The following is a 20136-nucleotide window of genomic DNA, read 5'->3' on the forward strand; positions in this document are numbered from 1 at the left end:
CGCCGGCGCCGCGAGGACCATCCCCGCGCCCCGCGCGGATCGCCGCGGCGGCCGATGGCCGGCGCGCGACGCGCTCGTAGCGTCCTCGCACACCGATCCGCACCCCACGAGGAGCGAGACACATGACACCCGTCGGAGCAGCACCCCACCCCGCCGCCGCCGCGGCGCCCGGGCTCCACCAGCGCCCGGCCGTGGTCGCGCGCGGCCTCGTGCGCCGCTACGGCGCCGGCGACGCCGCGGTCGACGCCCTGCGGGGCGTCTCGCTCAGCGTCGAGCGCGGCGAGCTGATCGCCGTGATGGGCCCGTCCGGGTCCGGCAAGTCGACGCTCATGCACATCATGGCCGGCCTCGACCGCCCCACGGAGGGTCGGACCTGGATCGGCGACCACGAGGTCACCGCGATGGGCGACGCCGCCCTCACCCGGCTGCGCCGCCGTCACATCGGCTTCGTCTTCCAGTTCTTCAACCTGCTCCCCACGCTGAGCGCCGAGGAGAACGTGACGCTGCCGTCGCGCATCGCGGGCCGGCGCGTGGACCGCGCGTGGCTCGACGAGGTGATCGCCTCCGTGGGGCTGGGCGAGCGGCGGCGCCACCGCCCCGCCCAGCTCTCCGGCGGCCAGCAGCAGCGCGTGGCGATCGCCCGCGCCATGCTGGCGCGGCCGACGGTCATGTTCGCCGACGAGCCCACGGGCAACCTCGACTCGCGCTCGGGCGCCGGCATCCTCGACCTGCTGCGGCGCGCGGCCGACGAACACGGCCAGACGACCGTGATGGTCACCCACGACCCCGCCGCCGCGGCCATCGCCGACCGCATCGTGTTCCTGGCGGACGGGCGGATCGTCCGCACGCTGGGCCGCTCGACCGCGACCGAGGTGCTCGACGCGCTGGCGGAGGTGACCCGATGACCGCCATCGCGCTCCGCAGCCTCGCCGAGCGCCGCCTGCGCGCGACGCTCACGGCGCTGGCGATCGTGCTCGGCGTGGCCATGGTCGCCGGCAGCCTGATCCTCACCGACACGGTCGACCGGGCCTTCACCCAGATCTTCAGCAGCTCCTACACGAACACCGATCTCGTGGTGCGCGGCGCGTCGGCGGTCGAGGGCACGCAGGCCGGCCCGCCCACCGTGCCGGCCCGCCTGCTCGCGCAGGTGCGCGACGTCCCCGGGGTCGCGACCGCCGCGGGCAGCCTCATGGACATGTCGGGCAGCGGTAACTCGGCCAAGCTGCTCGACCGCGACGGCGAGGTCATCACGGGCGGCAACCCGTCGTTCGGCTTCGGCATCGACGCGTCGCAGCCGCGCTTCAACCCGCTCACCCTCGCCGAGGGCGCGTGGGCGGCCGGACCCGGCCAGGTCGTCGTGGACGTCGGCACCGCCCGCGCCCACGGCTTCGCGGTCGGCGACCGGGTGCGCGTGGCCGGCGCCGGTCCGGTGCGCGGCTTCACCGTGAGCGGGCTCGCCCGGTTCGGCGACCTCGACTCGCTGGGCGGGGCCACCATCGCCGTCTTCGACGTCCCCACCGCCCGCCGGGTGACCGGCAAGACCGGCTTCGACGCGATCCAGGTCGCGCTCGCGCCGGGCGCGTCGGCCGAGCGGGTCGCCGCCGACATCGCGGCGATCCTGCCGCCCGCCGCGGAGGTCAGGACGGGCGCGGAGCAGGCGGCGAGCGACAAGCGGGTCGTCTCGGAGGCGATCACCTTCATCCGCGGCGTGCTGCTGGCCTTCGGCGGCATCGCCCTGTTCGTCGGCGCGTTCGTCATCGTCAACACGCTGTCCATCACGGTGGCGCAGCGCACCCGCGAGCTCGCCACCCTGCGCACGCTGGGCGCCTCGCGGCGCCAGGTGCTGCGCTCGGTCGTCGCCGAGGCCGCCGTGATCGGGCTGGCCGCCTCGCTCGCGGGGCTCGCCGCCGGCTACGGCCTGGCGCGCGGCCTCACCGCCCTGTTCGACGCCCTCGGGCTCGAGCTGCCGCGCGGCGGGATCGTCGTCGCCGGCGGCACCGTCGCCGCCGCGCTCCTCACCGGCACCCTCGTCACCGTCCTGGCCGGCCTCGTGCCCGCCGTGCGCGCCACCCGCGTCCCGCCCATCGCGGCGGTCCGCGAGGGCGCCGCGCCGGAGGCGGGGCGCGGCCCGCGCGCGGGCGCCCAGGCCGGGGCCGCCGCGATCGCGGCCGCGGGGGCGCTGCTGGCCCTCGGCACCGTCGGCGAGGCGCTCCCCACCTCCGGGCGCATGGTCGCGCTGGGCGCCGGGGCGCTGGCGTTCGTCGTCGGCGTGGCGATGACCTCGTCCCGCCTCGTGCGGCCGATCGCCGCCGTCGCCGGCTGGCCGATGGCGCGCCTCGGCGGCGCGGCCGCCGGCCTGGCCCGCGACAACGCGGGCCGCAACCCCGCCCGCACCGCCTCCACGGCCGCGGCGCTGATGATCGGCCTCGCGCTGGTCACGTTCGTCTCGGTGATCGGCGCCGGGCTGATCGGCTCGGTGGAGTCGTCGCTCGACCGCCAGGTGCGCTCGCAGTACGTCGTCACGTCGGCGACCGGCTGGGAGACCGTGCCGGCCGAGGTCGGGCGCCGGGTCGCCGCGGCCGAGGGCGTGGAGGCCGCGTCGAGCGTGCGGGCGGAGCGGGCCCTCGTCGGCGGCGCCGAGGCGGACGTGAGCGGGGTCGACCCGTCCACGATCGCCGCGGCCTACGGCTTCGCCTGGCGCGACGGCGACGACGGCGCCCTGGCCCGGCTGGACGCCGGCGGCGTGGTCGTCTCCGACGACCTGGCCGACCGCGACGACCTGGAGGTCGGCTCGCCGGTCGCGATCACGACCGCGGACGGCGCCACCCTGCGGCGCACGGTGGCCGGCGTCTACGAGGCGCCGGCGCTCGCCCCGCTGCTCGGCGGCGCCGTGATCTCGCAGCGGGCGTTCGACGCGACGTTCCCGGCCGCCCGCGACATGTACGTGCTCGCGGACGCCGCGAGCGCCGCGGCCGTCGCCCGCGCGATCGCGGACTTCCCGGACACGCGGGTCGCGACGGCGGACGCGTTCGCCGAGGACTCCGCGGCCGAGCTGACCGTGGTGCTCAACCTGCTCTACGTGCTGCTGGGGCTCTCGGTGGTGGTCGGCCTGCTCGGCATGGTCAACACGATGGTCCTCGCGGTGCACGAGCGCACCCGCGAGCTCGGGATGCTGCGGGTGGTGGGCATGAGCCGGCGCCAGACCCGGCGGATGGTGCGGGGCGAGAGCGTCATCACCGCCCTCATCGGCGCCGCGCTCGGCCTGCCGATCGGCGTGGGCATGGCCGCCCTGGTGACCCGGGCCCTGCCCGGCGCGGACCTCGAGCTGGTGGTGCCGGCCGGGACGCTGGCCGCGTTCGTGGCCGTCGCCGTCGTCGTCGGCGTGGTCGCGGCGATCGCCCCGGCCCGCCGGGCGGCACGCCTCGACGTGCTGCGCGCGCTGCAGTACGAGTAGCGCGCCCCCGCACGACCCGCCGCCGCCCGGCCGGGCGGCGGCGGGTCGTACGCGCTCAGATCAGAGCTCGCAGGAGATCTCGGTCTCCGCCGCGACGCACGAGTCGGTGCCGAGGCCGCCGTTGGCGCGGTCCCTGCCGGCGCCGCCGTTGAGGCGGTCGTTGCCGTTGTTGCCGTTCATGGCGTCGTTGCCGGTGCCGCCCAGCATCACGTCGTTGCCGCCGCCGCCGTGCATGCGGTCCTTGCCGGCGTTGCCGGCGATGCGGTCGTTGCCCTCGCCGCCGCGCAGCTGGTCGTCGCCGGCGCCGCCGGTGACCTCGTCGGCGCCCACCTGGCCGTCGATGCGGTCGAGGCCCGCGCCGCCGTCGAGCACGTCGCGCCCGGGGCCGCCCAGGATCGTGTCGCGGCCGCCGTCGCCGCGGATCGTGTCGATGCCCGCGCCGCCGCTCAGCCGGCTGTCGTTGCCGTTGCCGCCCGTGATGGTGTCGTTGCCGGCGCCGCCGTCGCCGATGTCGCCGCCCTCGCCGAGGTCGAGCTCGTCGTTGCCGGCGCGCCCGAAGACCACGTCGTCGCCGAAGCTCGCGACGAGCTTGTCGTCGCCGTCGCCCCCGTCGATGCGGTCGTCGCCGTTGCTGCCGTTGATGTTGTCGTCGCCGGCCTCGCCGAAGATGCGGTCGTCGCCATCGTTGCCGCTGGCGCGGTCGTCGCCGTCACCGAGGCAGACGACGTCGTTGCCGGCGCCGCCGCTCACCGAGTCGTTGCCCCCGAGCGAGGCGATCACGTCGTCGCCCGGCGTGCCGAGGATCGTGTCGTTGGCCTCCGTCCCGACGATCGTGGCGAGCAGGCCGCCGCAGGTGACGCCCTGGCCGGTCTGGTGCGGGGTGGCGCCGATCATCACCCCGGCGCCTGCGACCCCCGCGAGCGCGAGCGCCGCGAGCGCGCCGCGCCTCCGCAGCCGGACGAGCGGTGTGGACATGCGGGCCATGGCTCTCTCCTCCTCGGACGACGCGCAGCGGCCCCCTCCCCGGGGGCTCCCACGCGATCAAGGTCAGAGGCGGTGCGAGCCTGTAAAGCCCTCAGCGTTGCGGCTCGCCTGAAATCGGCGTTTCGCGCGTTGCAGGATGCGCGACACGCCGGTCAGGCGGGGCGTGGGGCCGGATCGCCGGCGCCGGCGCGCTCGCGGCCGAGCGCGAGCGCGCCGAGGGCCGCCGCCACGAGGCACGCGAGGCCGCCCACGACCAGCCCGCCCCGCGGGCTGACGTGCTCGGAGATCGCGCCGATGAGCGGCGCGCCGAGCGGCGTGCTGCCGAGGAACGCCACCGTCCAGAGGGCCATCACGCGCCCGCGGAAGGCCGGCGCGGCGGCCAGCTGCAGGGTGGTGTTGCCGACCGCGAGGAAGGCCACGCTCGTGCCGCCCACGACGGTCAGGGCCAGCAGGGCGACGCCGAGCGACGGCGCCATGGCCGTGAGCAGGATCGCGCCGCCGAAGGCCGCCGCGGCCACGGTCAGCGCGTGGAGCCCCGTGCGGCCGTGGCCGGCCACGACCAGGCCGCCGACGATCGCGCCGGCGCCCATCGCGGAGGTCAGCAGGCCGTAGGTGCCGGCGCCGCCGCCGAACGGGCCGGCCGCGAGCAGCGGCAGGACCACCGAGAACTCGTAGGCCAGCGTGCCCACCACGGCGAGCATCAGCAGCGGCACCAGCAGCTGCGGCGTGCGCGCCACGTACGCGAGCCCCTGGCGCACCTGGCCCGGCTCGCGGGCGGCGCGCGGCCCACGCTGGAGCGCCGCCACGTCCATGCCCGCCAGCGCCGCGATGACCGCGGCGTAGCTGGCGGCGTTGATCAGGAACGGGATGCCGGTGCCGAGCACGGCGATGAGCACCCCCGCCACGGCGGGCCCGACGGCGCGCGCCGAGTTGACCAGCACGGAGTTGAGGCTCACGGCGTTGCGCAGGCGCTCGGGACCGACCATCTCGTTGACGAAGCTCTGGCGCGCCGGGTTGTCCACCGCCGTCACCATGCCCAGGGCCAGCGCCAGGGCGCCGACCATCCAGACCTGCACGACGCCGGTCACGGTGAGCAGGCCGAGGCTCAGGGCGATGGCCGCGAAGGCGGCCTGGGTGGCGATCAGCAGCCGGCGCTTGTCCAGCCGGTCGGCGAGCAGCCCGCCGTACGGGCCGAGCAGCAGGATCGGCAGGAACTGGGCTGCGGCCACGGCGCCGAGCGCCGTGCCGGAGCCGGTCAGCTCGAGCACGAGCCAGCCCTGGGCGACGGTCTGCATCCAGGTGCCGACGAGGCTGACGGCCTGGCCGGCGAAGTACCTGCGGTAGTTGGGCGCGGCCAGCGCGGCGAAGGTGCCGCCGGCCCATCGCCGCATCACGCGTCCTCCCCGGCGCGGGCGAGCGCCTCGAGGGCGGGCAGGGCGGCGGCGAGCCGGGCGACGTCGGCCTCGTCCAGGCCCTCGAGCCAGGCGAGCAGGCGCGCGGCGCGGGCGGCGCGCAGGCGGGCCACCCGGCGGCGGCCGGCGGGCGTGGCGCGCGCGATCGTGCAGCGCGCGTCGTCCGGGCTGGGCCCCCGCTCCACCAGCCCGAGGCCCTCGAGGTGCGCGAGCACCCGCGAGAGCATCGTGGGGTGCATCGCCTCCGCGGCCGCCAGGCGGCCCGCCCCGGACGGCCCCTCGCGCACGAGCGTGGCCAGCACGCTCGACTGCCCCGGGCTCAGGTCCTCATCGGACGCCGTGGTGCGCAGCAGGCGCGCCGTGCGCATGACGGCGTCGCGCAGGCGGATGACGGACTCCTCGTCCATGCGGGGCGGCGCGGGGGGGCGGGTCGTGACGGGCTCCTGAAATTTGCTTGCCGTGTGGCAAGTGTAGCGCCGTCGTCCAGCCCGGCGCCCGGGCGCCGACGGCCCGCCGCGGCCTACCATCCCGGGGTGGCCGCCCCCGCCCCCGACCCCGTCGCCGCGCTGCGGGAGCGGCGCTGGAGGGTGCTCGCCGTGACCGGGCTCGGCGCGTTCCTGGGGCCGCTGGACGTGACCGTGGTCGCCCTGGCGCTGCCCGCCATGGGCCGCGAGCTGGGCCTGTCGTTCTCGGCCGCCATCTGGGTGCAGGCGGGCTACCTGCTGCCGTACGCCCTCGTGCTGGTGCCGGCCGGGCGGCTCGCCGACCAGCTCGGACGGCTGCGCGTCTGGCGGGTGGGGATCCTGGTGTTCGCCCTGTCGTCGGCCATGTGCGCGGTGAGCCCCGACGACGCCTGGCTGCTCGCCTGGCGGGCGGTGCAGGGCACCGGGGCGGCGATGCTGGCGGCCACCTCGACCGCCCTCGTGACCGCCGTCTTCCCGCCGCGCGAGCGCGGCCGCGCGCTGGGGCTCAACGTGATGGCGCTCTACCTCGGGCTGGCGCTCGGGCCGCTCGTGGGCGGCCTGCTCGTGGACCACGCCGGGTGGCGCTGGATCTTCCTGGTCAACCTGCCGGTCGCGGCGATCGCGCTGGCCGGCTCGCTGGGGCTCGCCGAGGGCCGGCCGGCCCCCGGCCGGCCGCAGCTCGACCCCGCCGGCGCGCTGCTGCTGGGCGGCGCCCTCGGCGGCCTGATGGTGGGGCTCACCTTCGCCCCCCTCTGGGGCTGGTCGTCGCCGCGGACGGTCGGCCTGATGGCGGGCGGCGCGGTGCTGCTGGCGGCGTTCGCCCGCGTGGAGGCGCGCGGGCGCGCCCCGATGATCGACCTCGGGCTGTTCCGGCGCAGCCGCCTCTTCGCGCTCGGCAACGCGGCGGCCCTGCTCAACTACGCGGCCGTCTTCGCCGTCATCGCGCTCACCGCCGTGCTGCTCGAGGTGGTCGGCGGCCACTCGCCCACACGGGCCGGCGTGATCATGGTCGCCCAGCCGGCCGTGATGGTGGCCCTCTCGCCCCTCGCCGGCCGGCTCTCGGACGCGATCGGCTCGCGCGCGCTCGCCAGCGGCGGCATGGTGCTCGTGGCGGCGGGGCTGGGGACGCTGGCCGCCCTGCCGGCCGACGTGCCGACCGGGCACGTGGTGGCCGGCCTGGCCGTCACCGGGCTCGGGATGGCCGCGTTCTCGTCGCCCAACACCTCCGCGGTGATGGGCGCCGCCGACCCCGGCCGCCTCGGGGTGGCGGCGGCGATCCTGGCGATGATGCGCACGCTCGGCCAGACGACCTCGCTGGCGCTGCTCGGCACGCTCGCCGCGGCGCCGCTCGGCGCCGCCGGCGCGCGCGCCCTGCTGGGCGGCGACACCGCCGCGCTGGCCGGCGCCGGCGCCTACCTCGACGGCTACCGGGTCGCCATGGTGGTGGGCGCCGCGATCGCGCTCGTCGGCGCCGCCCTCTCGCTCGCCCGCGGCCCGGTGGCGCGCCGCGAGCCCGCCGCCGCGAGTGTGAGCAATATGTGAAGCATGGCGGGGCGCGGCCCACGGGGCGGCGCCCTCTGGTCTCATGCCGCGGTGCCCAACATGAAGACGGTCCTCATCGTTTCCGCATGCCTGCTGGCCGCCGCCCCCGCCGCCGCGAGCGCCGCACCGCCCGAGCCGCGTGCCCCCACCGCCGACGCCGCCTGGACGGCGAAGGTGCGCCACTTCGTCGTGGCCCGCGCCCGCCCGAGCGCCGCGTCGCGCGCCGTGGCCCGGCTCGAGCCCGTGACCCGCTTCTGGCGCCGGCCGCAGCGCCTGCTGGTGCTGGGCCGGGTGCGCACCGACCCGGCGACCGGCCAGCGCTGGGTGCCCGTGCGGCTGCCCGACCGGCCCAACCGCTCGATGGGCTTCCTGCGCGTCTCGGAGGTCGACCTGGCGGTCACCCGCACGCGCATCGTCGTGCGGGTCGGCGCCCGGCGGGTGGAGCTCTGGCGCGCCGGGCGGCGCGAGGCCTCCTGGCGGGCCGCGGTCGGCACCTCCGGCACCCCCACGCCGCGTGGCCTGTTCGCGGTGCAGGACCCCGTTCCCTCGCAGGGCGCCCAGCGCTCCTACCTCGGCCCCTACATCATCACGCTGACCGCCTACAGCCCGGTGCTCACCAGCTTCATGGGCGGCAACGGGCTCGTGGCCATCCACGGCACGGACGCGACCGGCCTGCTGGGCCGGGCGGTCAGCCACGGGTGCGTCCGGGTGGCCAACGACGCGGTCTCCCGGCTCTACCGTGTGGCCACGCCGGGCGTGCCGGTCGAGATCCGCGCGTAGGCGCCGGCCGGGGGGAGGAATAGAGCGGCGGCGCGGCGGGAAGGGTGCCCTGGCATGGAGCGACCCCCCTCCCCCGTCGCCACGGTCGTGGCCGGCCGCGTCGTGGTCGACCGCATGCTGCGGGCCGACTGGCCCCGCGTGGCCGAGGTCTACGCCGAGGGCATCGCCACCGGCAACGCGACCTTCGAGACCGAGGTGCCGACCTGGGCCCGCTGGGACGCCCTCCACCTGGATGAGCCGCGCCTCGTGGCGCGTATCGACGACCGCATCCAGGGCTGGACCGCGGTGCGGCCGGTCTCCGACCGCGAGGTGTACCGCGGGCGGGTCGAGTGCTCGCTCTACATCGCGGCCGAGGCGCGCGGTCAGGGCGTCGGCGAGGCCCTGATGCAGGAGCTCGCCGCGCGCGCGGACGCCGCCGGGCTGTGGACCCTCGAGGCGATCGTCTTCCCCGAGAACCGGGCGAGCGTGCGCATGCTGGAGGCCAGCGGGTTCCGCGTCGTGGGGCGGCGCGAGCGGCTCGCCCGGCTGCACGGGGCCTGGCGCGACGTGCTGCTGCTGGAGCGGCGCAGCCCGCTCGTCGCCTGAGGACCGGCCCCCGCCGGGGTCAGCGCAGCACGCGGCGCAGGAACTGCCGCGTCTCCGCCCGCTCCGGCGCCGTGAAGATGCGCGCCGGTTCGCCGCGCTCCAGCACCCGGCCCTCGTGGAGGAAGCAGACCTCGTCGGCGACGTCGCGGGCGAAGGCCATCTCGTGGGTGGCGATCACCATCGTCATGCCGCCCTCCTTCAGCCCGCGCACCAGCCCGAGCACCTCGCCCACCAGCTCGGGGTCGAGCGCGCTCGTGACCTCGTCCAGCAGCAGGGCGCGCGGCCCGGTCGCCAGCGCGCGCACGATCGCCACGCGCTGCTGCTGGCCGCCCGACAGGCGGTCGGGGTAGTCGTGCTCGCGGCCGCCGAGCCCGAACCGGGCCAGCAGCTCGCGCCCACGCTCGAGTGCCTCGGGGCGCGCCACCCCGCCCGCCCGCACGGGGGCGAGCACCACGTTCTCGATCACGCTGAGGTGCGGGAAGAGGTTGAAGGCCTGGAACACCAGGCCCAGGCGCCGGCGCACGCCGACCGGCGGGCACGAGGGGTCGGTGATGACCTCGCCGTCCAGGAGGATGTCCCCGTCGTCGATCTCCTCCAGCAGGTCGATGCAGCGCAGGAGGGTCGACTTGCCCGACCCGGAGGCGCCGATCAGCGCCAGCGCCCGGTGCTCGCCCACCTCGAGGTCGATGCCGCGCAGCACCTCGCGGTCGCCGTAGCGCTTGGTGACGCCGCGCACCTCGAGCACCGGCGGCGCGCTCACGCGGGCGCCGCCTGGCCCCGCCGCCGCCGGGCGCGCGCCTGCTGGTGGTCCACCACCCTGGCGAGCGGCACGGTGACCGCCAGGTAGAGCAGCGCGGCGGCCAGGAAGGGCGTGTAGTTGAAGTCGGACGCCGCCTCGATCTGGGCCACCCGGAAGGCCTCCTGGGGGCCCAGGATCGACACGAGCGCGACGTCCTTCTGCAGCGAGATGAAGTCGTTGAGCAGCGGCGGCACCACGCGGCGCACGGCCTGCGGCACGATGACGTGGCGCATGGCCTGCCCCTCGGTCAGGCCCACCGCGAGCGCGGCGGCGCGCTGGCTGGGGTGGATCGAGTCCAGGCCGGCCCGGTACACCTCGGCGACGTAGGCCGTGTAGCAGAGGGCCAGCCCGAACCCGCCCAGCACCACCGGGTCGGCGAACCAGCCGCTCGTGCCGAGCGCGGGGACGCCGAAGCCGACGAGGTAGACGACGAGGATCACCGGGACGCCGCGGAAGACGTCGGTGTAGACCGTCGCCAGCATCCGGAACGGGAAGAACGCCGGCGCGCGCCCCACCCGCATCAGGGCCACGCCGAGCCCCGCCACGATCACGATCGCCTCGACGACGAGGAACAGCTTTACGTCCAGCCAGAAGCCGCGCAGCACGTCGGGGAAGGCGTCGCGGAAGACCTCCCAGGAGAAGAAGGTCTCCTGCACGTCCCCCCAGCCGGGGCTGCTCAGCACCAGCGCCACGAGCGCCCCCAGCACGAGGACGCTCGACAGCGTGGCGACGGCCGCGCCCCGGCGCGCGCGCCGGCGCCTGGCCGCCTCGCGGGCGACCCGGCGCTCCGACGCGGCGCGCACGCCCGCGGGCGCCGGGTCCCCCGTGGCGCTCACCCCAGGTCGAGCACCGGCGCCTCGGCGCCGATCCACCTCTCGGTGATGCGCCCGAGCTCGCCGGACTCGCGCATGTCGGCGATCGCCTGCGAGACGCACGAGGTCAGCGGCGAGCCCTTGGCGAGCACGGCGCCCCAGTCGTCGCCCCCGGGCGCGGCGAACTGGCCGACGACGGTCGAGCCCTCGACCTCGACGTCGCGCAGGTAGATGGCCGTGGGCAGGTCGGTCACGATCGCGTCGACCTGCTTCGACTTGAGGGCGCGCACGACGTCGTTCGAGTCGTTGTAGACGCGCGGCTCCGTCGAGGGGTCGATCACCTCGGTGACCGCGTCGAGGCTGGTGGTGCCGACCTGCACGCCGAAGCGCGCCTCGCGCAGCTCCGCCACCCCGGTCGCGTCCGCGTACTCCGAGCCCTCGGGCACGAGCACGGCCTGCGGGGTGGTGTAGTAGGGCTCGCTGAAGTCGACTGCCTTGCGGCGCTGCTCGCTGATCGAGACCTGGTTGATGTCGAAGTCGAACGTCTTCGGGCCCGGCGCGAACGAGGCGTTGAACGGCACCACGGTCCAGCGGACATCCTCGGCGGGGAAGCCCAGGCGCTCGGCGATCCCGTACGCGACCGCGCTCTCGAAGCCCTCGCCGTTGGACGGCTCGTTGTCCACGAAGTACGGCGGGAAGGCCGGCGAGTCGGTGCCGACGGTCAGCGCGCCGTCGGCGACCAGGTCCAGGTCCTCGCGGGCGCAGGACGTCGCGGCCGTCGCGGCGGTGGCGGCGCCCTCGTCGTCGTCGTCGCCGCAGGCGGCGAGCGCCAGGGCGGCGACGGCGGTGAGGAGGATGGCGGCGATCAGGCGGCGGGCTCGGCGCATGCGGTGGTCCCCGGTCGGCGGTGCGGGTTGCTGGGCGGCGCGAGCCTACCCCGCCCGGGGCGGCCGCCGCCAACGGCGGTCAGGGCGCGGGCCGCCCCCGCGGCAGGGGGGTGAACTGGCGCAGCGTCCGCCCCGCCGCCGACGCCTCGATCAGGCGCGCGAGGCGCCGCTCGCGCGTCTCCTCGCGCTTCGCGCTCGTCACCCACCAGATCGTCTGGCGCCGGTAGGTGCGCGTCTGCGCGTCGAAGAACTCCCGCGCGCCCGGGCCCGCCTCGAGGCGGGCCCGCGCCTCCGGCGGCAGCTCGAGCTCGCCCGCCTGCTCGTGGGTGTACGTGCCGGTGCGCTCCGGGCTGCGGGCCGCGAAGGCCGCGAGGCCGGCCGGGCGCATGCGCCCGGCGCGGATCAGCTCCTCGACCCGGGCCACGTTGACGTCGCTCCACCGGCTGCGCGGCCGCCGCGGCGTGAAGCGCTGCATGTGGCGCCGGTCGTCGATCCGACGCACCACCGAGTCGATCCAGCCCACGCAGAGGGCCTCGTCGACCGCCTCGCGCCAGGTGACCCCGGTCTCGCCGGCGCCCCGCTTCCAGATGCCGAGCCACAGCTCGCCGGCGGTCGCGTGGTGCTCATCGAACCAGTCCCGCAGCTCGGCGGCGGTGCGGAAGAAGATCGGCTCCACGGGCGGTGAGGCGAGTGGGCGGGCCCGCCCCGGGCGATCCGCCCCCGCGTCGGCGGCGTGGCCGGCGCCGCCCTCGGCGCGCAGCTCGTCGCGGATGGCGCCCGGGCGGGAGCGCAGCGGCCCGCCCGCCACCCTCACCCGCGCCCGGCCGGCATGTCCCTGGCCATCCGCGAGATGCCGCGCCGGATGCGGCCCTTCACGGTGCCGAGCGGCTCCCCCGTGCAGCGGGCGATCTCGGCGTGCGACTGGTCGAGCCAGAACGAGCGCCAGATCGCGGCGCGCTGCTCGCGGTCGAGCGCCGCGAGCGCGCGGCGCACCCCGTCGGCCGCCTCCCGCGCCAGCAGCCGCTCCTCGGGCACCTCGGGGTCGGCCAGCTGCGCGACCGCCCGCAGGCGGCCGTGCGCCTGGGCCTCGCCGGAGCGCTCCCGCAGCCGGTCGGTGGCGGCATTGCGCGCGATGCCCCAGATCCAGCTCATCAGCCGGCCGCGCCCCGGGTCGAACTGCCCCCGCCGCTCCCAGACCCGCGCCAGCACGTCCTGCGCGAGGTCCTCGGCGGCGTCGCGCCCCACCAGGCGCGCGCCCATCCGCGTGATCGTCGGCCGCGCGCGGGCGCAGATGCCGGCGAAGGCCTCGCCGTCGCCGCGCGCCAGCGCCCGGGCCAGGAGGTCGTCGCGCAGGCCGGCCGGCGCCGCCTCGACGCGTGGGGACCCCGGCTCGACCGCCATCCCTCCTCCTCACGTGGTGATACGTCAAGCCTACGCTCCGAGTGCGGAACGCCCTCCTGGTCGACCGGGTGGTCCGCCCTCGGGACCGGTCAGCCGGCTCGCGGCCGACCTCCCGGGGCCGCCCGGCCGGGGTGGCCGGTACCCTGCGGGAGCACCCCGCATCCCCCGATCGTGTGAATCGGATGCCCGGGGCGCATACTCCGGCGTCCCGTGGGGAAAGGGGACCGGGCCATGGAGCCCTGGACACATTCCGAGATCGTCGACCTGCAGGCGGCCCTGCGGGAGCTGAGCTTCCCCGAGGAGCTGCTCGGGGCGGACGACCCCGACGCGGCGCCCGAGCCGGAGGGCTGAGGCCGCCCGGGGGCACCCGCCCCCGGGGACCGCGCTACCCGGGGGGCGCGTCCGCGCCCCCGCCGGCCGGCCGGCCGCGCAGCACGCGCGCGCCCGCCGCGACGAGGAAGAAGGTCAGCGCCGCCAGCACGGCGAGCAGCGACCAGTAGACGAGCTTCACGCGTCCCACGCCGCCCACCCTCCCCCGCGCGCGGGCGCGGGAAACCGGCGCCGTCTGCCGCCGGCGCCGGCGGCCCGCCGCAGCCCGGCCACCACGCGCTCCACTTCGCCGACCATGGGGCTCGCGAGCGGCGCCCGGGACACCGCGACGAGCCCGCCGTGAGGCGGTCCCACACGGCCGGGCCGTGCGCCCGCAGGTCGCGCAGCATCGCCGAGGCGTCGTGCAGATCGCCGGCGAGCGCGAGCCGCGGCACGGCCTCGCCGGTTTCGGCCGGCATGTGCGTCGGGTGGCGCCCCGCGCGCGCTCGCCACGGCGCCGTGGCGCGGGGGTCCCCGGCGAGGCCGTCCGGGAGCGCCTCCACGATCCCGGCCGCGCGGGGCCCGGAGCGCTCGCCGATGGCCGCCCGCGCGGGGACGCCGCCCCCGTCCTCGGCCGCGTCGTGCAGCGGCGCGGCGATCGCCTGCTCCTCGTCGCCGCCGTCCATCCTCCAGCACGAGCGAGGCGACCCCGGGCGGTGCGCCGGGAGGGTGTCGCGGCGCCCGTGCGCACCTGGCTCGCGTGCACCTCCGCCGGTGGGCGACGGCGCCGAGGACGGCGGGCCCGAGCCGCGCGCCGGCGCGCCGGTCGTCACCCGGGCGGCATCGCACGCCGCCGCTCAGGCCGGCGCCGGGCGCCGGCGGGCCGCGGAGCGGCGCCCCGCGAGCGCCTGCCAGCGCGACGGCCACACGGCGCGGCCGGCGGCGTCGCGCTCCACGCGCCAGCCCGGGTCGGCGCGCACGCCGGCGCGCACGCCGGCCGCGACGCTGGTGCGGGCCGGTGCGGGGTCACGCTCGCGGCCCACCGTGCGCCCCGGTGTCGATCGCCTCCGCCATGCGGCGATGCTCCCATCGCGCGTCGCGGCCGGGCGCCGGGCGCAGGTCGAGGCCGCGCCGGGCGGATCGGCCAGGGCCGCCCTGGCCGCGCGTCGCGGGCGTCCGCCCCCCGCCCGGGGCCACCGCCGGCGGTGGCCGCGCGGGCGACGTCTCCGTGACGCGGGTTGACGGGGTCGCCCGCGGTGTGGTCTCTAGGGCTCGAAGGCGCCGAGATCGTGAGCCATCACGCCCACACGCACGGCACGCCGAACGCGCGGCACGCGTGGCGGTCCGTCGCGATCGGCGTCGCGCTCGCCGTGGCGGCGATCCTGGCGGCCGCGTCCGGCGCGGCGGCCGCGACCTGCCCCGGCCAGTGCCAGACGATCGCCTCCAGCCCCCTGGTCGTGAAGGCCTCCGCCGACACGGCGCTGCAGGTCTACTACGGCGGCGACACGGCGGGCCAGGTCTACTCGCCCAGCAACGAGCACGGCAGCTCCGGGACCTACGTGGTCGCGGGCGGGCGCTTCTTCGGCCCGGGGGCGGACGTCCCCTACACCGAGGTGGGCCAGACCGGCGTCGCGGGCGACGGCTCGGCGGCGGCGCCCTTCACGGTGACGACGACCGTCGATCTCCCCGGCACCACCCTCCGGATCACCGAGACCGTGCGCATGGTGGCCGGCCAGCCGTACTTCCGCATCGACCGGCGGATCACCAACGCGGGGACGGCCGCCGTCCCCGTGAGCGTCTTCGCCTACGCGGACCTCTACCTGCGCGGCTCCGACCGCGGATTCGGGTACTTCGACCCGGCGACGCGCTCGATCGGCGGACAGACGCCGGCCGCCGACTTCTTCCAGATCTTCGTCCCGATCACGCCCGCCTCGCACTTCGAGGAGGGCGCCTTCTCGACGGTCTACTCGCGCATGCGCGGCGTGGCGACCGGCGGGCCACCCCTCGCCGACACGTTCCTCGCGCCGCCGGACCCGGCGAACGTCGTCGACAACGGGGCCGCCCTGCAGTGGGACGTGCGCCTGCCGGCGCGCGGCAGCCGCACGGTCGCCAGCTTCTGGTCGTTCGGCACGACCCCGCAGGTGCCCGCGGCGCCCCCGCCCGACCTCGCGACGACCATCCCCAGCCCGCAGACCATCCGCAGCGGGCCGGCGCGCGTGACGACCCCGCGGCGCATCTCGATCCGCTCCCTGCGCACCTCGCGGTGCGTCCTCACCAAGGTCGTGAGCTCGCGCCGGGCGCGGGTGCTCGTGACGATCTTCAGCGGCATCCGCAGCCGGCGCCTCTTCGGGGCCGACCTCGTCACCTTCCGCCGTCCCGGGCGGAAGATCGTGTGCATCGCGGTCCCCCGCCGGGCCCGCACGTTCGACGCCCGTACGCGGCTGCGGGTCGCGGTCGGCGTGGCGCTGGGCGCGGTGGACCGCCCCGGCGAGGCGCGCCAGCCACGCCTGGCGCCGGTGATCAGGCCCATCCGCCTCGTGCCGTAGCCCGGCGCCGGCCCCGGGCCCGGCGCGCTGCGGGGGCGGACGCCCGCGGCCGGCGCGTGCCGGACGACCGCCGCCCCGCCGGGACGTGGCGTTCGGTGACGCCTCCTGCGGACTCGTACGAATCCGCAACAGCGCGATCCGGGAAGCCGCGCGGCGTCGGCGTGCGCCACGGATGGGGCGGCCGTGACCTCGATGAGAGCGTCGAGGCGTCACATATTCCGGTGTCAGGGGGTCGGAAATGCATGCCTCCCGTGCCATCCGGCGCGCGTGGTGCAGCCCGCAGGTGGTGGCCGTCGTCGCCGTCCCTGGCCGGGGCCCTGTGGTTCGGGGCGTCATCGCCCGCGAACGCGCAGGGACCCAAGTGCGTCGGGACGACGCCGACGCTCATCGCCAAGCCCGGGCGCGTGACGCTGGGGACGAACGGCGATGACCTGGTCCTCGGCACCACCGGCGCCGACGTCATCCGCGGCCTCCGGGGCCGCGACGCGATCTGCGCCCGAGGCGGACCCGACGCCGTGCGCGGTGGGGCCGGCGACGACCGCATCGACGCCGGCGCCGGTGCCGACACCGTCGCCGGCGGCGTCGGCAGGGATCGCATCCTCGGCGGGGGCGGTGGGGACCGGCTCCGCGGTGAGCGGGGCGACGACACCGTCACCGGCGGGGCCGGCGGGGACGCCGTCAGGGGCGGGCCGGAACGTGACGTCATGCGCGGCGACGCCGGTGACGACACGGTGTACGCGCGCGACGGCGTGGCGGAGTGGCCGAGGGGCGGCAGCGGCCGCGACGTGGCCGTCGTCGACGACCTCGACAGGCCGGCCGGCTTCGAGGAGATCCGGCGTCCGCCGACACCGCCGCCTCCCGGGAGGGGCGAGGGCGTCGATTTCGACACGCACGTCAGGTCGATGGCCGGCCTCGACCAGGTGCCGGAGGCCGCGGCTGCCGAGATCGGCAGGGGGGCGGCGGAGTCGTCGGGCGACGACGTCTGCACGACGGTCAGGTCCACGGCGGCCCCCGGCTACGACGAGCTGTTCCTCATGGACCCGGCGTCGGACGTCATCTATCCCGGCTCGATCATCCACGGCGACACGATCGCGAGCGGCGCGTACGTCCCGCTCGTGGCCGACCGCGCGCCCATGACGCTCTCGCTCTCGCTGGAGAACATCTCCGGCAGCCCGGCGCGCACGGTCGCCCAGCCGAGCCTGTCGGCCGTCCGGACCGCGATCAACGACATCCTGGCCGGCGAGGTCACCGGGGCGACGCCGGCACGCATCAACTACGAGATCGACGAGGTCTTCTCGCAGGAGCAGCTCGCCCTGAGCCTCAGCGCCGACTACAGGAACCCGGCCGTCAGGGTGGCGGCCGCGTTCGACTACGGCAAGGAGGACGTCAGGAGCCGGGTGGTCGTGAAGTTCCAGCAGATCCACTACACGATCGACGTCGATCTGCCGGCGTCGCCGGCCGCGATGTTCCGCACGCCGCCCGACGCCGGCGGCCTCGGGACGGCGTCGCCGATGTACGTCTCCACGGTCACCTACGGACGCCAGATCCTGTTCACGGCCGATTCGTCGTACTCGGCGTCCGAGGTCTCCGCGGCGCTGGCGGCCGGCTTCAAGAACGCGGCGCAGTCCGTGAGCTTCGAGGTGGGCGCCCGCTACAGGCGTGTGCTCGAGAACTCCTCGCTCAAGGCCTACGTGCTCGGAGGGTCCGGCGGGCAGGCCGCAGGCGCGGTCGTCGCCGGCGTCGACGGGCTCAACGCCCTGATCGCGACGGGCGGCGACTACAGCAGGCAGTCACCGGGCGCGCGCTGTCCTACAAGCTGCGCTCCCTGAAGGACAACGCCGTCGCGCGCATCATCCTCGCCTCCGAGTACGACGTCCGGCAGTGCGATCGGGTGCGGCGCACCTCCACGGTCTCGCTCGACAGGATCTTTGGGACCAGTCGGAGGAGGACGGCGAGGCCGAGGTCTACGGCCACGTGGCGTTCACGCTGGGTGACCAGACGATGGACCTCTGGAGGATCGACGACCCGCCCGACTTCCTGGAGATCGAGAAGGGCACGGCGTGGCCCGGCGAGGGCGGCGGCGTCATCGGCGAGCGGCGCGTGACCGTCGCCAAGGGCGCGGACGGGCGCTTCCCGGACCACTTCACCATCTCGGGCCAACTGCTCGAGTACGACGACCCAGGAGGCGACGACGACCTGGGGCTGCGAGCGGTCGACATCCCCGCAGCGCGATCGACACCGGCACCTACCAGCGGTTCCTCGGCCTCGACGGGCGCCGCAACCTCGCGAGGATCGAGTACTCGATCGTCCCCGCGGACTGACGCACGAGACGCGGAGGGCCCCGGTGACCGGGGCCCTCTGTGAGTGGGCGTTACTGGGCTCGAACCAGTGACCCCCAGCTTGTCGAGCTTGCCGAGGGCGGTACGGAGGGACACGCGGAGACACGCGAGTCCGGTGGCGAAGCGGGATCCGAGTCCGGCGACGAGGACGGCTTAGCCGACGATACCGGCGCGCGGTTGCGCGGAAGTTGCGCGCGCCGCGGCCCCGCTGAGGTTGACCACGACCGAGGAGGTGACGGCGATGTAGCCACCTCCGCGCAGGATCGCCCCGGGACGGGCGAGGAGGAGCGCGCCGACGCCATGCGGCCGCTCCGCGGTGAGTCGTTCGAGCCGAAGGCGCAGTCTGCCCCGGACCGCTGCACGCCGGGGCGTGGCCACCTTCCCCCGCCCGCCCTGAGCGGGGGTGGCGCCGCCATCGACGACCAGGGCGCCGTGCGCCGGCGGGCGAGCTTTCCCTCGCCCGCCGCGCCGTACGGCCGCTGCGAGGACTGCGGCGACCCGCTCTCGCTCGGCCTCGTGGGGACCTTCTGCGATCCGTGCGAGGTCGAGTGCCCGGGCTGCGGCGAGCCGGAGTGCCACGCGAGCTGCGCGGCGCGCGCCGGCCAGACCGCCGCGGCGCGCCGGCGGGTGGCCGAGCGCCGGGTGCCCTCCGGGAGGATCGCGGCCGAGGCCTCGCGTCAGCACGCGCGCGCCGTGTGGTCGCTCTCGGGGGCGCGGGCGTGAGCCGCAACCGGATCCAGTCTCCGCGCGCCGCGGCCACCGACCGGGTCGACGGTCTGCGCCTCGCGGCGCTCGTCGGGGGCGCAACCCCCGCGCTCGGCAACGTCGCGCTCAGCCCGACCTGCACCGAGGTGACGCTCTCGGACTTCCGGCCGAGCGCGCTGCCCCTCGCCGACCTGACGATCGCCAGCGACGCCGGCGTGCACAGGAGCGGTCCGTACGCGGGCCCCGGCTGGACGATCGCCGTCCCGGCCACGGCGCGCGGCGCCGTGCGCGCGTCGGCGTCGGACGGCTTCACGACCTGGACGAGCGCGGCCTGCGTGATCCCCGCTCCCGCTCCGCCGCCGGCCCCGCGCGCGCCCGACGCAACCCCGACCGCGCCACCCCGGCCCTCGACGATCGAGCCCCCGATTCGGGTGACGCCGCCGAAGCGGCGCGCGAAGCCGCCGCGGCCCTCCACGCGCCGCCCGCGGCCGCCCGCACGGACGGCCGGGCCGGCGGTCTGGTGCCGCTGGCTGAACACCGTCGGCGCCGGCCCGAAGCGCTACCGCGACCGCGGGCTGACGTTCCGCTGCCGCATCGTCAAGCGCTACCAGCGGCCGCCGGCCGTCACGGGCTGATGCCGAGCCAGGCCCGCCCCACGACCGTCCACGCAGCGAGCGAGGGCGACAAGTTCAGCGCGGACCACGAGCTGGTGGCCGTGGACTGCCCGACCTGCCACATCCGCTACGCGATCCCCGCGTCGCTGGAGAGGTCCGCCCGGAGGTACCCGGGCGACCAGGCGAACGGCTGGCGGCTCTCGTGCCCGCTCGGCCACACCTGGTGGTTCGTCGGCGAGAGCGAGGAGGACCGCCTGCGGCGGGCGCTGAAGGTCGAGCGTCGCGAGGCGGGCCGCCTGGCCGCCGAGCGCGACCAGGCGCGCGCCACGGCCCGGGCGCAGAAGGCCCGGGCGACGCGGTTCCGCAACGACCGCGACCGTGAGCGGGGGCGCGTCGCCGCGGGCGTCTGCCCCTGCTGCAACCGCACCTTCGCGAACCTCGCGCGCCACATGAAGGGCCAGCACCCCGGCTTCGGCGGCTCGCCGCCGTCGGAGGGCTGAGCC

21 protein-coding genes are annotated in these 20136 nt (G+C 76.8%); 11 read left to right on the plus strand and 10 right to left on the minus strand.

The window, feature by feature from the left end; translation table 11 throughout:
• Nucleotides 1-122 precede the first annotated feature (122 nt).
• Nucleotides 123-905 (plus strand): ABC transporter ATP-binding protein, encoded by a 783-nt coding sequence (locus tag ITJ85_RS11235; protein WP_217913195.1) that lies wholly within the window; start codon nucleotides 123-125, stop codon nucleotides 903-905.
• Nucleotides 902-3454, plus strand: a complete 2553-nt coding sequence (locus tag ITJ85_RS11240; protein ID WP_217913196.1) for an ABC transporter permease — start codon at nucleotides 902-904, stop codon at nucleotides 3452-3454. The genes ITJ85_RS11235 and ITJ85_RS11240 overlap by 4 nt, the downstream gene beginning before the upstream one ends.
• 60 nt (nucleotides 3455-3514) lie before the next feature.
• Here the strand turns inward: ITJ85_RS11240 and ITJ85_RS11245 are convergent, their stop codons facing one another.
• The 3 genes from ITJ85_RS11245 to ITJ85_RS11255 all read right to left on the minus strand — a co-directional run bounded on the left by ITJ85_RS11245 (nucleotide 3515) and on the right by ITJ85_RS11255 (nucleotide 6257).
• Nucleotides 3515-4438, minus strand: a complete 924-nt coding sequence (locus ITJ85_RS11245; protein ID WP_217913197.1) for a calcium-binding protein — start codon at nucleotides 4436-4438, stop codon at nucleotides 3515-3517.
• 152 nt (nucleotides 4439-4590) lie between these two features.
• Entirely contained in the window at nucleotides 4591-5829 is a 1239-nt protein-coding gene (locus tag ITJ85_RS11250; RefSeq protein ID WP_217913198.1) for an MFS transporter, read from the minus strand.
• The gene (locus ITJ85_RS11255; protein ID WP_217913199.1) at nucleotides 5829-6257 is read right to left on the minus strand and encodes a MarR family winged helix-turn-helix transcriptional regulator; all 429 of its coding nucleotides are present in this window, start codon (nucleotides 6255-6257) and stop codon (nucleotides 5829-5831) included. The genes ITJ85_RS11250 and ITJ85_RS11255 overlap by 1 nt, the downstream gene beginning before the upstream one ends.
• A 126-nt stretch (nucleotides 6258-6383) precedes the next feature.
• Here ITJ85_RS11255 and ITJ85_RS11260 point away from each other — a divergent pair, with 126 nt between their 5' ends.
• Genes ITJ85_RS11260 through ITJ85_RS11270 form a run of 3 tightly spaced genes read left to right on the plus strand, consistent with a single transcriptional unit; the run spans nucleotide 6384 to nucleotide 9221 of the window.
• Nucleotides 6384-7856 carry an MFS transporter gene (locus ITJ85_RS11260; protein WP_217913200.1) on the plus strand — a complete coding sequence of 491 codons (1473 nt, stop codon included), beginning with the start codon at nucleotides 6384-6386 and terminating at the stop codon, nucleotides 7854-7856.
• Between the two features lie 60 nt (nucleotides 7857-7916).
• Nucleotides 7917-8636, plus strand: a complete 720-nt coding sequence (locus ITJ85_RS11265) for a L,D-transpeptidase (RefSeq protein WP_217913201.1) — start codon at nucleotides 7917-7919, stop codon at nucleotides 8634-8636.
• Nucleotides 8637-8690: 54 nt separating this feature from the next.
• Entirely contained in the window at nucleotides 8691-9221 is a 531-nt protein-coding gene (locus ITJ85_RS11270; RefSeq protein ID WP_217913202.1) for a GNAT family N-acetyltransferase, read from the plus strand.
• A 19-nt stretch (nucleotides 9222-9240) separates the two neighbouring features.
• Here the strand turns inward: ITJ85_RS11270 and ITJ85_RS11275 are convergent, their stop codons facing one another.
• From ITJ85_RS11275 to ITJ85_RS11300, 7 genes are all read right to left on the minus strand, one after another.
• On the minus strand, nucleotides 9241-9981 hold the full coding sequence (locus tag ITJ85_RS11275; RefSeq protein ID WP_246496245.1) for an amino acid ABC transporter ATP-binding protein: 741 nt from the start codon (nucleotides 9979-9981) through the stop codon (nucleotides 9241-9243).
• A complete protein-coding gene (locus tag ITJ85_RS11280) occupies nucleotides 9978-10856 on the minus strand; it encodes an amino acid ABC transporter permease (protein ID WP_217913203.1) in 879 nt (292 codons plus the stop codon). The genes ITJ85_RS11275 and ITJ85_RS11280 overlap by 4 nt, the downstream gene beginning before the upstream one ends.
• Nucleotides 10853-11719, minus strand: coding sequence for an ABC transporter substrate-binding protein (locus tag ITJ85_RS11285; RefSeq protein WP_217913204.1), 867 nt, complete (start codon nucleotides 11717-11719; stop codon nucleotides 10853-10855). The genes ITJ85_RS11280 and ITJ85_RS11285 overlap by 4 nt, the downstream gene beginning before the upstream one ends.
• Before the next feature lie 79 nt (nucleotides 11720-11798).
• Nucleotides 11799-12533, minus strand: a complete 735-nt coding sequence (locus ITJ85_RS11290) for a YdeI/OmpD-associated family protein (RefSeq protein WP_217913205.1) — start codon at nucleotides 12531-12533, stop codon at nucleotides 11799-11801.
• Nucleotides 12530-13120 (minus strand): RNA polymerase sigma factor, encoded by a 591-nt coding sequence (locus ITJ85_RS11295; protein WP_217913206.1) that lies wholly within the window; start codon nucleotides 13118-13120, stop codon nucleotides 12530-12532. The genes ITJ85_RS11290 and ITJ85_RS11295 overlap by 4 nt, the downstream gene beginning before the upstream one ends.
• 385 nt (nucleotides 13121-13505) lie before the next feature.
• On the minus strand, nucleotides 13506-13640 hold the full coding sequence (locus tag ITJ85_RS17410; RefSeq protein ID WP_281412190.1) for a hypothetical protein: 135 nt from the start codon (nucleotides 13638-13640) through the stop codon (nucleotides 13506-13508).
• Nucleotides 13641-14286: 646 nt separating this feature from the next.
• The gene (locus tag ITJ85_RS11300) at nucleotides 14287-14472 is read right to left on the minus strand and encodes a hypothetical protein (RefSeq protein WP_217913207.1); all 186 of its coding nucleotides are present in this window, start codon (nucleotides 14470-14472) and stop codon (nucleotides 14287-14289) included.
• Nucleotides 14473-14718: 246 nt separating this feature from the next.
• Here ITJ85_RS11300 and ITJ85_RS11305 point away from each other — a divergent pair, with 246 nt between their 5' ends.
• The 6 genes from ITJ85_RS11305 to ITJ85_RS11330 all read left to right on the plus strand — a co-directional run bounded on the left by ITJ85_RS11305 (nucleotide 14719) and on the right by ITJ85_RS11330 (nucleotide 20133).
• On the plus strand, nucleotides 14719-15975 hold the full coding sequence (locus ITJ85_RS11305; protein WP_217913208.1) for a hypothetical protein: 1257 nt from the start codon (nucleotides 14719-14721) through the stop codon (nucleotides 15973-15975).
• A 404-nt stretch (nucleotides 15976-16379) separates the two neighbouring features.
• Nucleotides 16380-17804, plus strand: a complete 1425-nt coding sequence (locus ITJ85_RS11310; protein WP_217913209.1) for a thiol-activated cytolysin family protein — start codon at nucleotides 16380-16382, stop codon at nucleotides 17802-17804.
• A gap of 52 nt (nucleotides 17805-17856) precedes the next feature.
• Complete coding sequence (locus ITJ85_RS11315; RefSeq protein ID WP_217913210.1) at nucleotides 17857-18339, plus strand: hypothetical protein; 483 nt, start codon at nucleotides 17857-17859, stop codon at nucleotides 18337-18339.
• A 275-nt stretch (nucleotides 18340-18614) separates the two neighbouring features.
• The gene (locus tag ITJ85_RS11320) at nucleotides 18615-19037 is read left to right on the plus strand and encodes a hypothetical protein (protein WP_217913211.1); all 423 of its coding nucleotides are present in this window, start codon (nucleotides 18615-18617) and stop codon (nucleotides 19035-19037) included.
• Complete coding sequence (locus ITJ85_RS11325; RefSeq protein ID WP_217913212.1) at nucleotides 19034-19654, plus strand: hypothetical protein; 621 nt, start codon at nucleotides 19034-19036, stop codon at nucleotides 19652-19654. Before ITJ85_RS11320 ends, ITJ85_RS11325 begins: the two co-directional genes overlap by 4 nt.
• Nucleotides 19654-20133, plus strand: a complete 480-nt coding sequence (locus ITJ85_RS11330) for a hypothetical protein (protein WP_217913213.1) — start codon at nucleotides 19654-19656, stop codon at nucleotides 20131-20133. Before ITJ85_RS11325 ends, ITJ85_RS11330 begins: the two co-directional genes overlap by 1 nt.
• Nucleotides 20134-20136 lie beyond the last annotated feature (3 nt).

The sequence above is a fragment of the Miltoncostaea marina genome (genome assembly GCF_018141525.1).
Classification (GTDB): Bacteria; Actinomycetota; Thermoleophilia; order Miltoncostaeales; family Miltoncostaeaceae; genus Miltoncostaea; species Miltoncostaea marina.

Bases quoted from the DNA above. Each gene is read 5' to 3' on its own strand.
- ITJ85_RS11265 (WP_217913201.1), top strand. From the start codon at position 7,917: ATGAAGACGGTCCTCATCGTTTCCGCATGCCTGCTGGCCGCCGCCCCC.
- ITJ85_RS11235 (WP_217913195.1), top strand. From the start codon at position 123: ATGACACCCGTCGGAGCAGCACCCCACCCCGCCGCCGCCGCGGCGCCC.
- ITJ85_RS11255 (WP_217913199.1), bottom strand. From the start codon at position 6,257: ATGGACGAGGAGTCCGTCATCCGCCTGCGCGACGCCGTCATGCGCACG.
- ITJ85_RS11285 (WP_217913204.1), bottom strand. From the start codon at position 11,719: ATGCGCCGAGCCCGCCGCCTGATCGCCGCCATCCTCCTCACCGCCGTC.
- ITJ85_RS11270 (WP_217913202.1), top strand. From the start codon at position 8,691: ATGGAGCGACCCCCCTCCCCCGTCGCCACGGTCGTGGCCGGCCGCGTC.
- ITJ85_RS11320 (WP_217913211.1), top strand. From the start codon at position 18,615: ATGCGGCCGCTCCGCGGTGAGTCGTTCGAGCCGAAGGCGCAGTCTGCC.
- ITJ85_RS11250 (WP_217913198.1), bottom strand. From the start codon at position 5,829: ATGCGGCGATGGGCCGGCGGCACCTTCGCCGCGCTGGCCGCGCCCAAC.
- ITJ85_RS11330 (WP_217913213.1), top strand. From the start codon at position 19,654: ATGCCGAGCCAGGCCCGCCCCACGACCGTCCACGCAGCGAGCGAGGGC.
- ITJ85_RS11295 (WP_217913206.1), bottom strand. From the start codon at position 13,120: ATGGCGGTCGAGCCGGGGTCCCCACGCGTCGAGGCGGCGCCGGCCGGC.
- ITJ85_RS11245 (WP_217913197.1), bottom strand. From the start codon at position 4,438: ATGGCCCGCATGTCCACACCGCTCGTCCGGCTGCGGAGGCGCGGCGCG.
- ITJ85_RS11240 (WP_217913196.1), top strand. From the start codon at position 902: ATGACCGCCATCGCGCTCCGCAGCCTCGCCGAGCGCCGCCTGCGCGCG.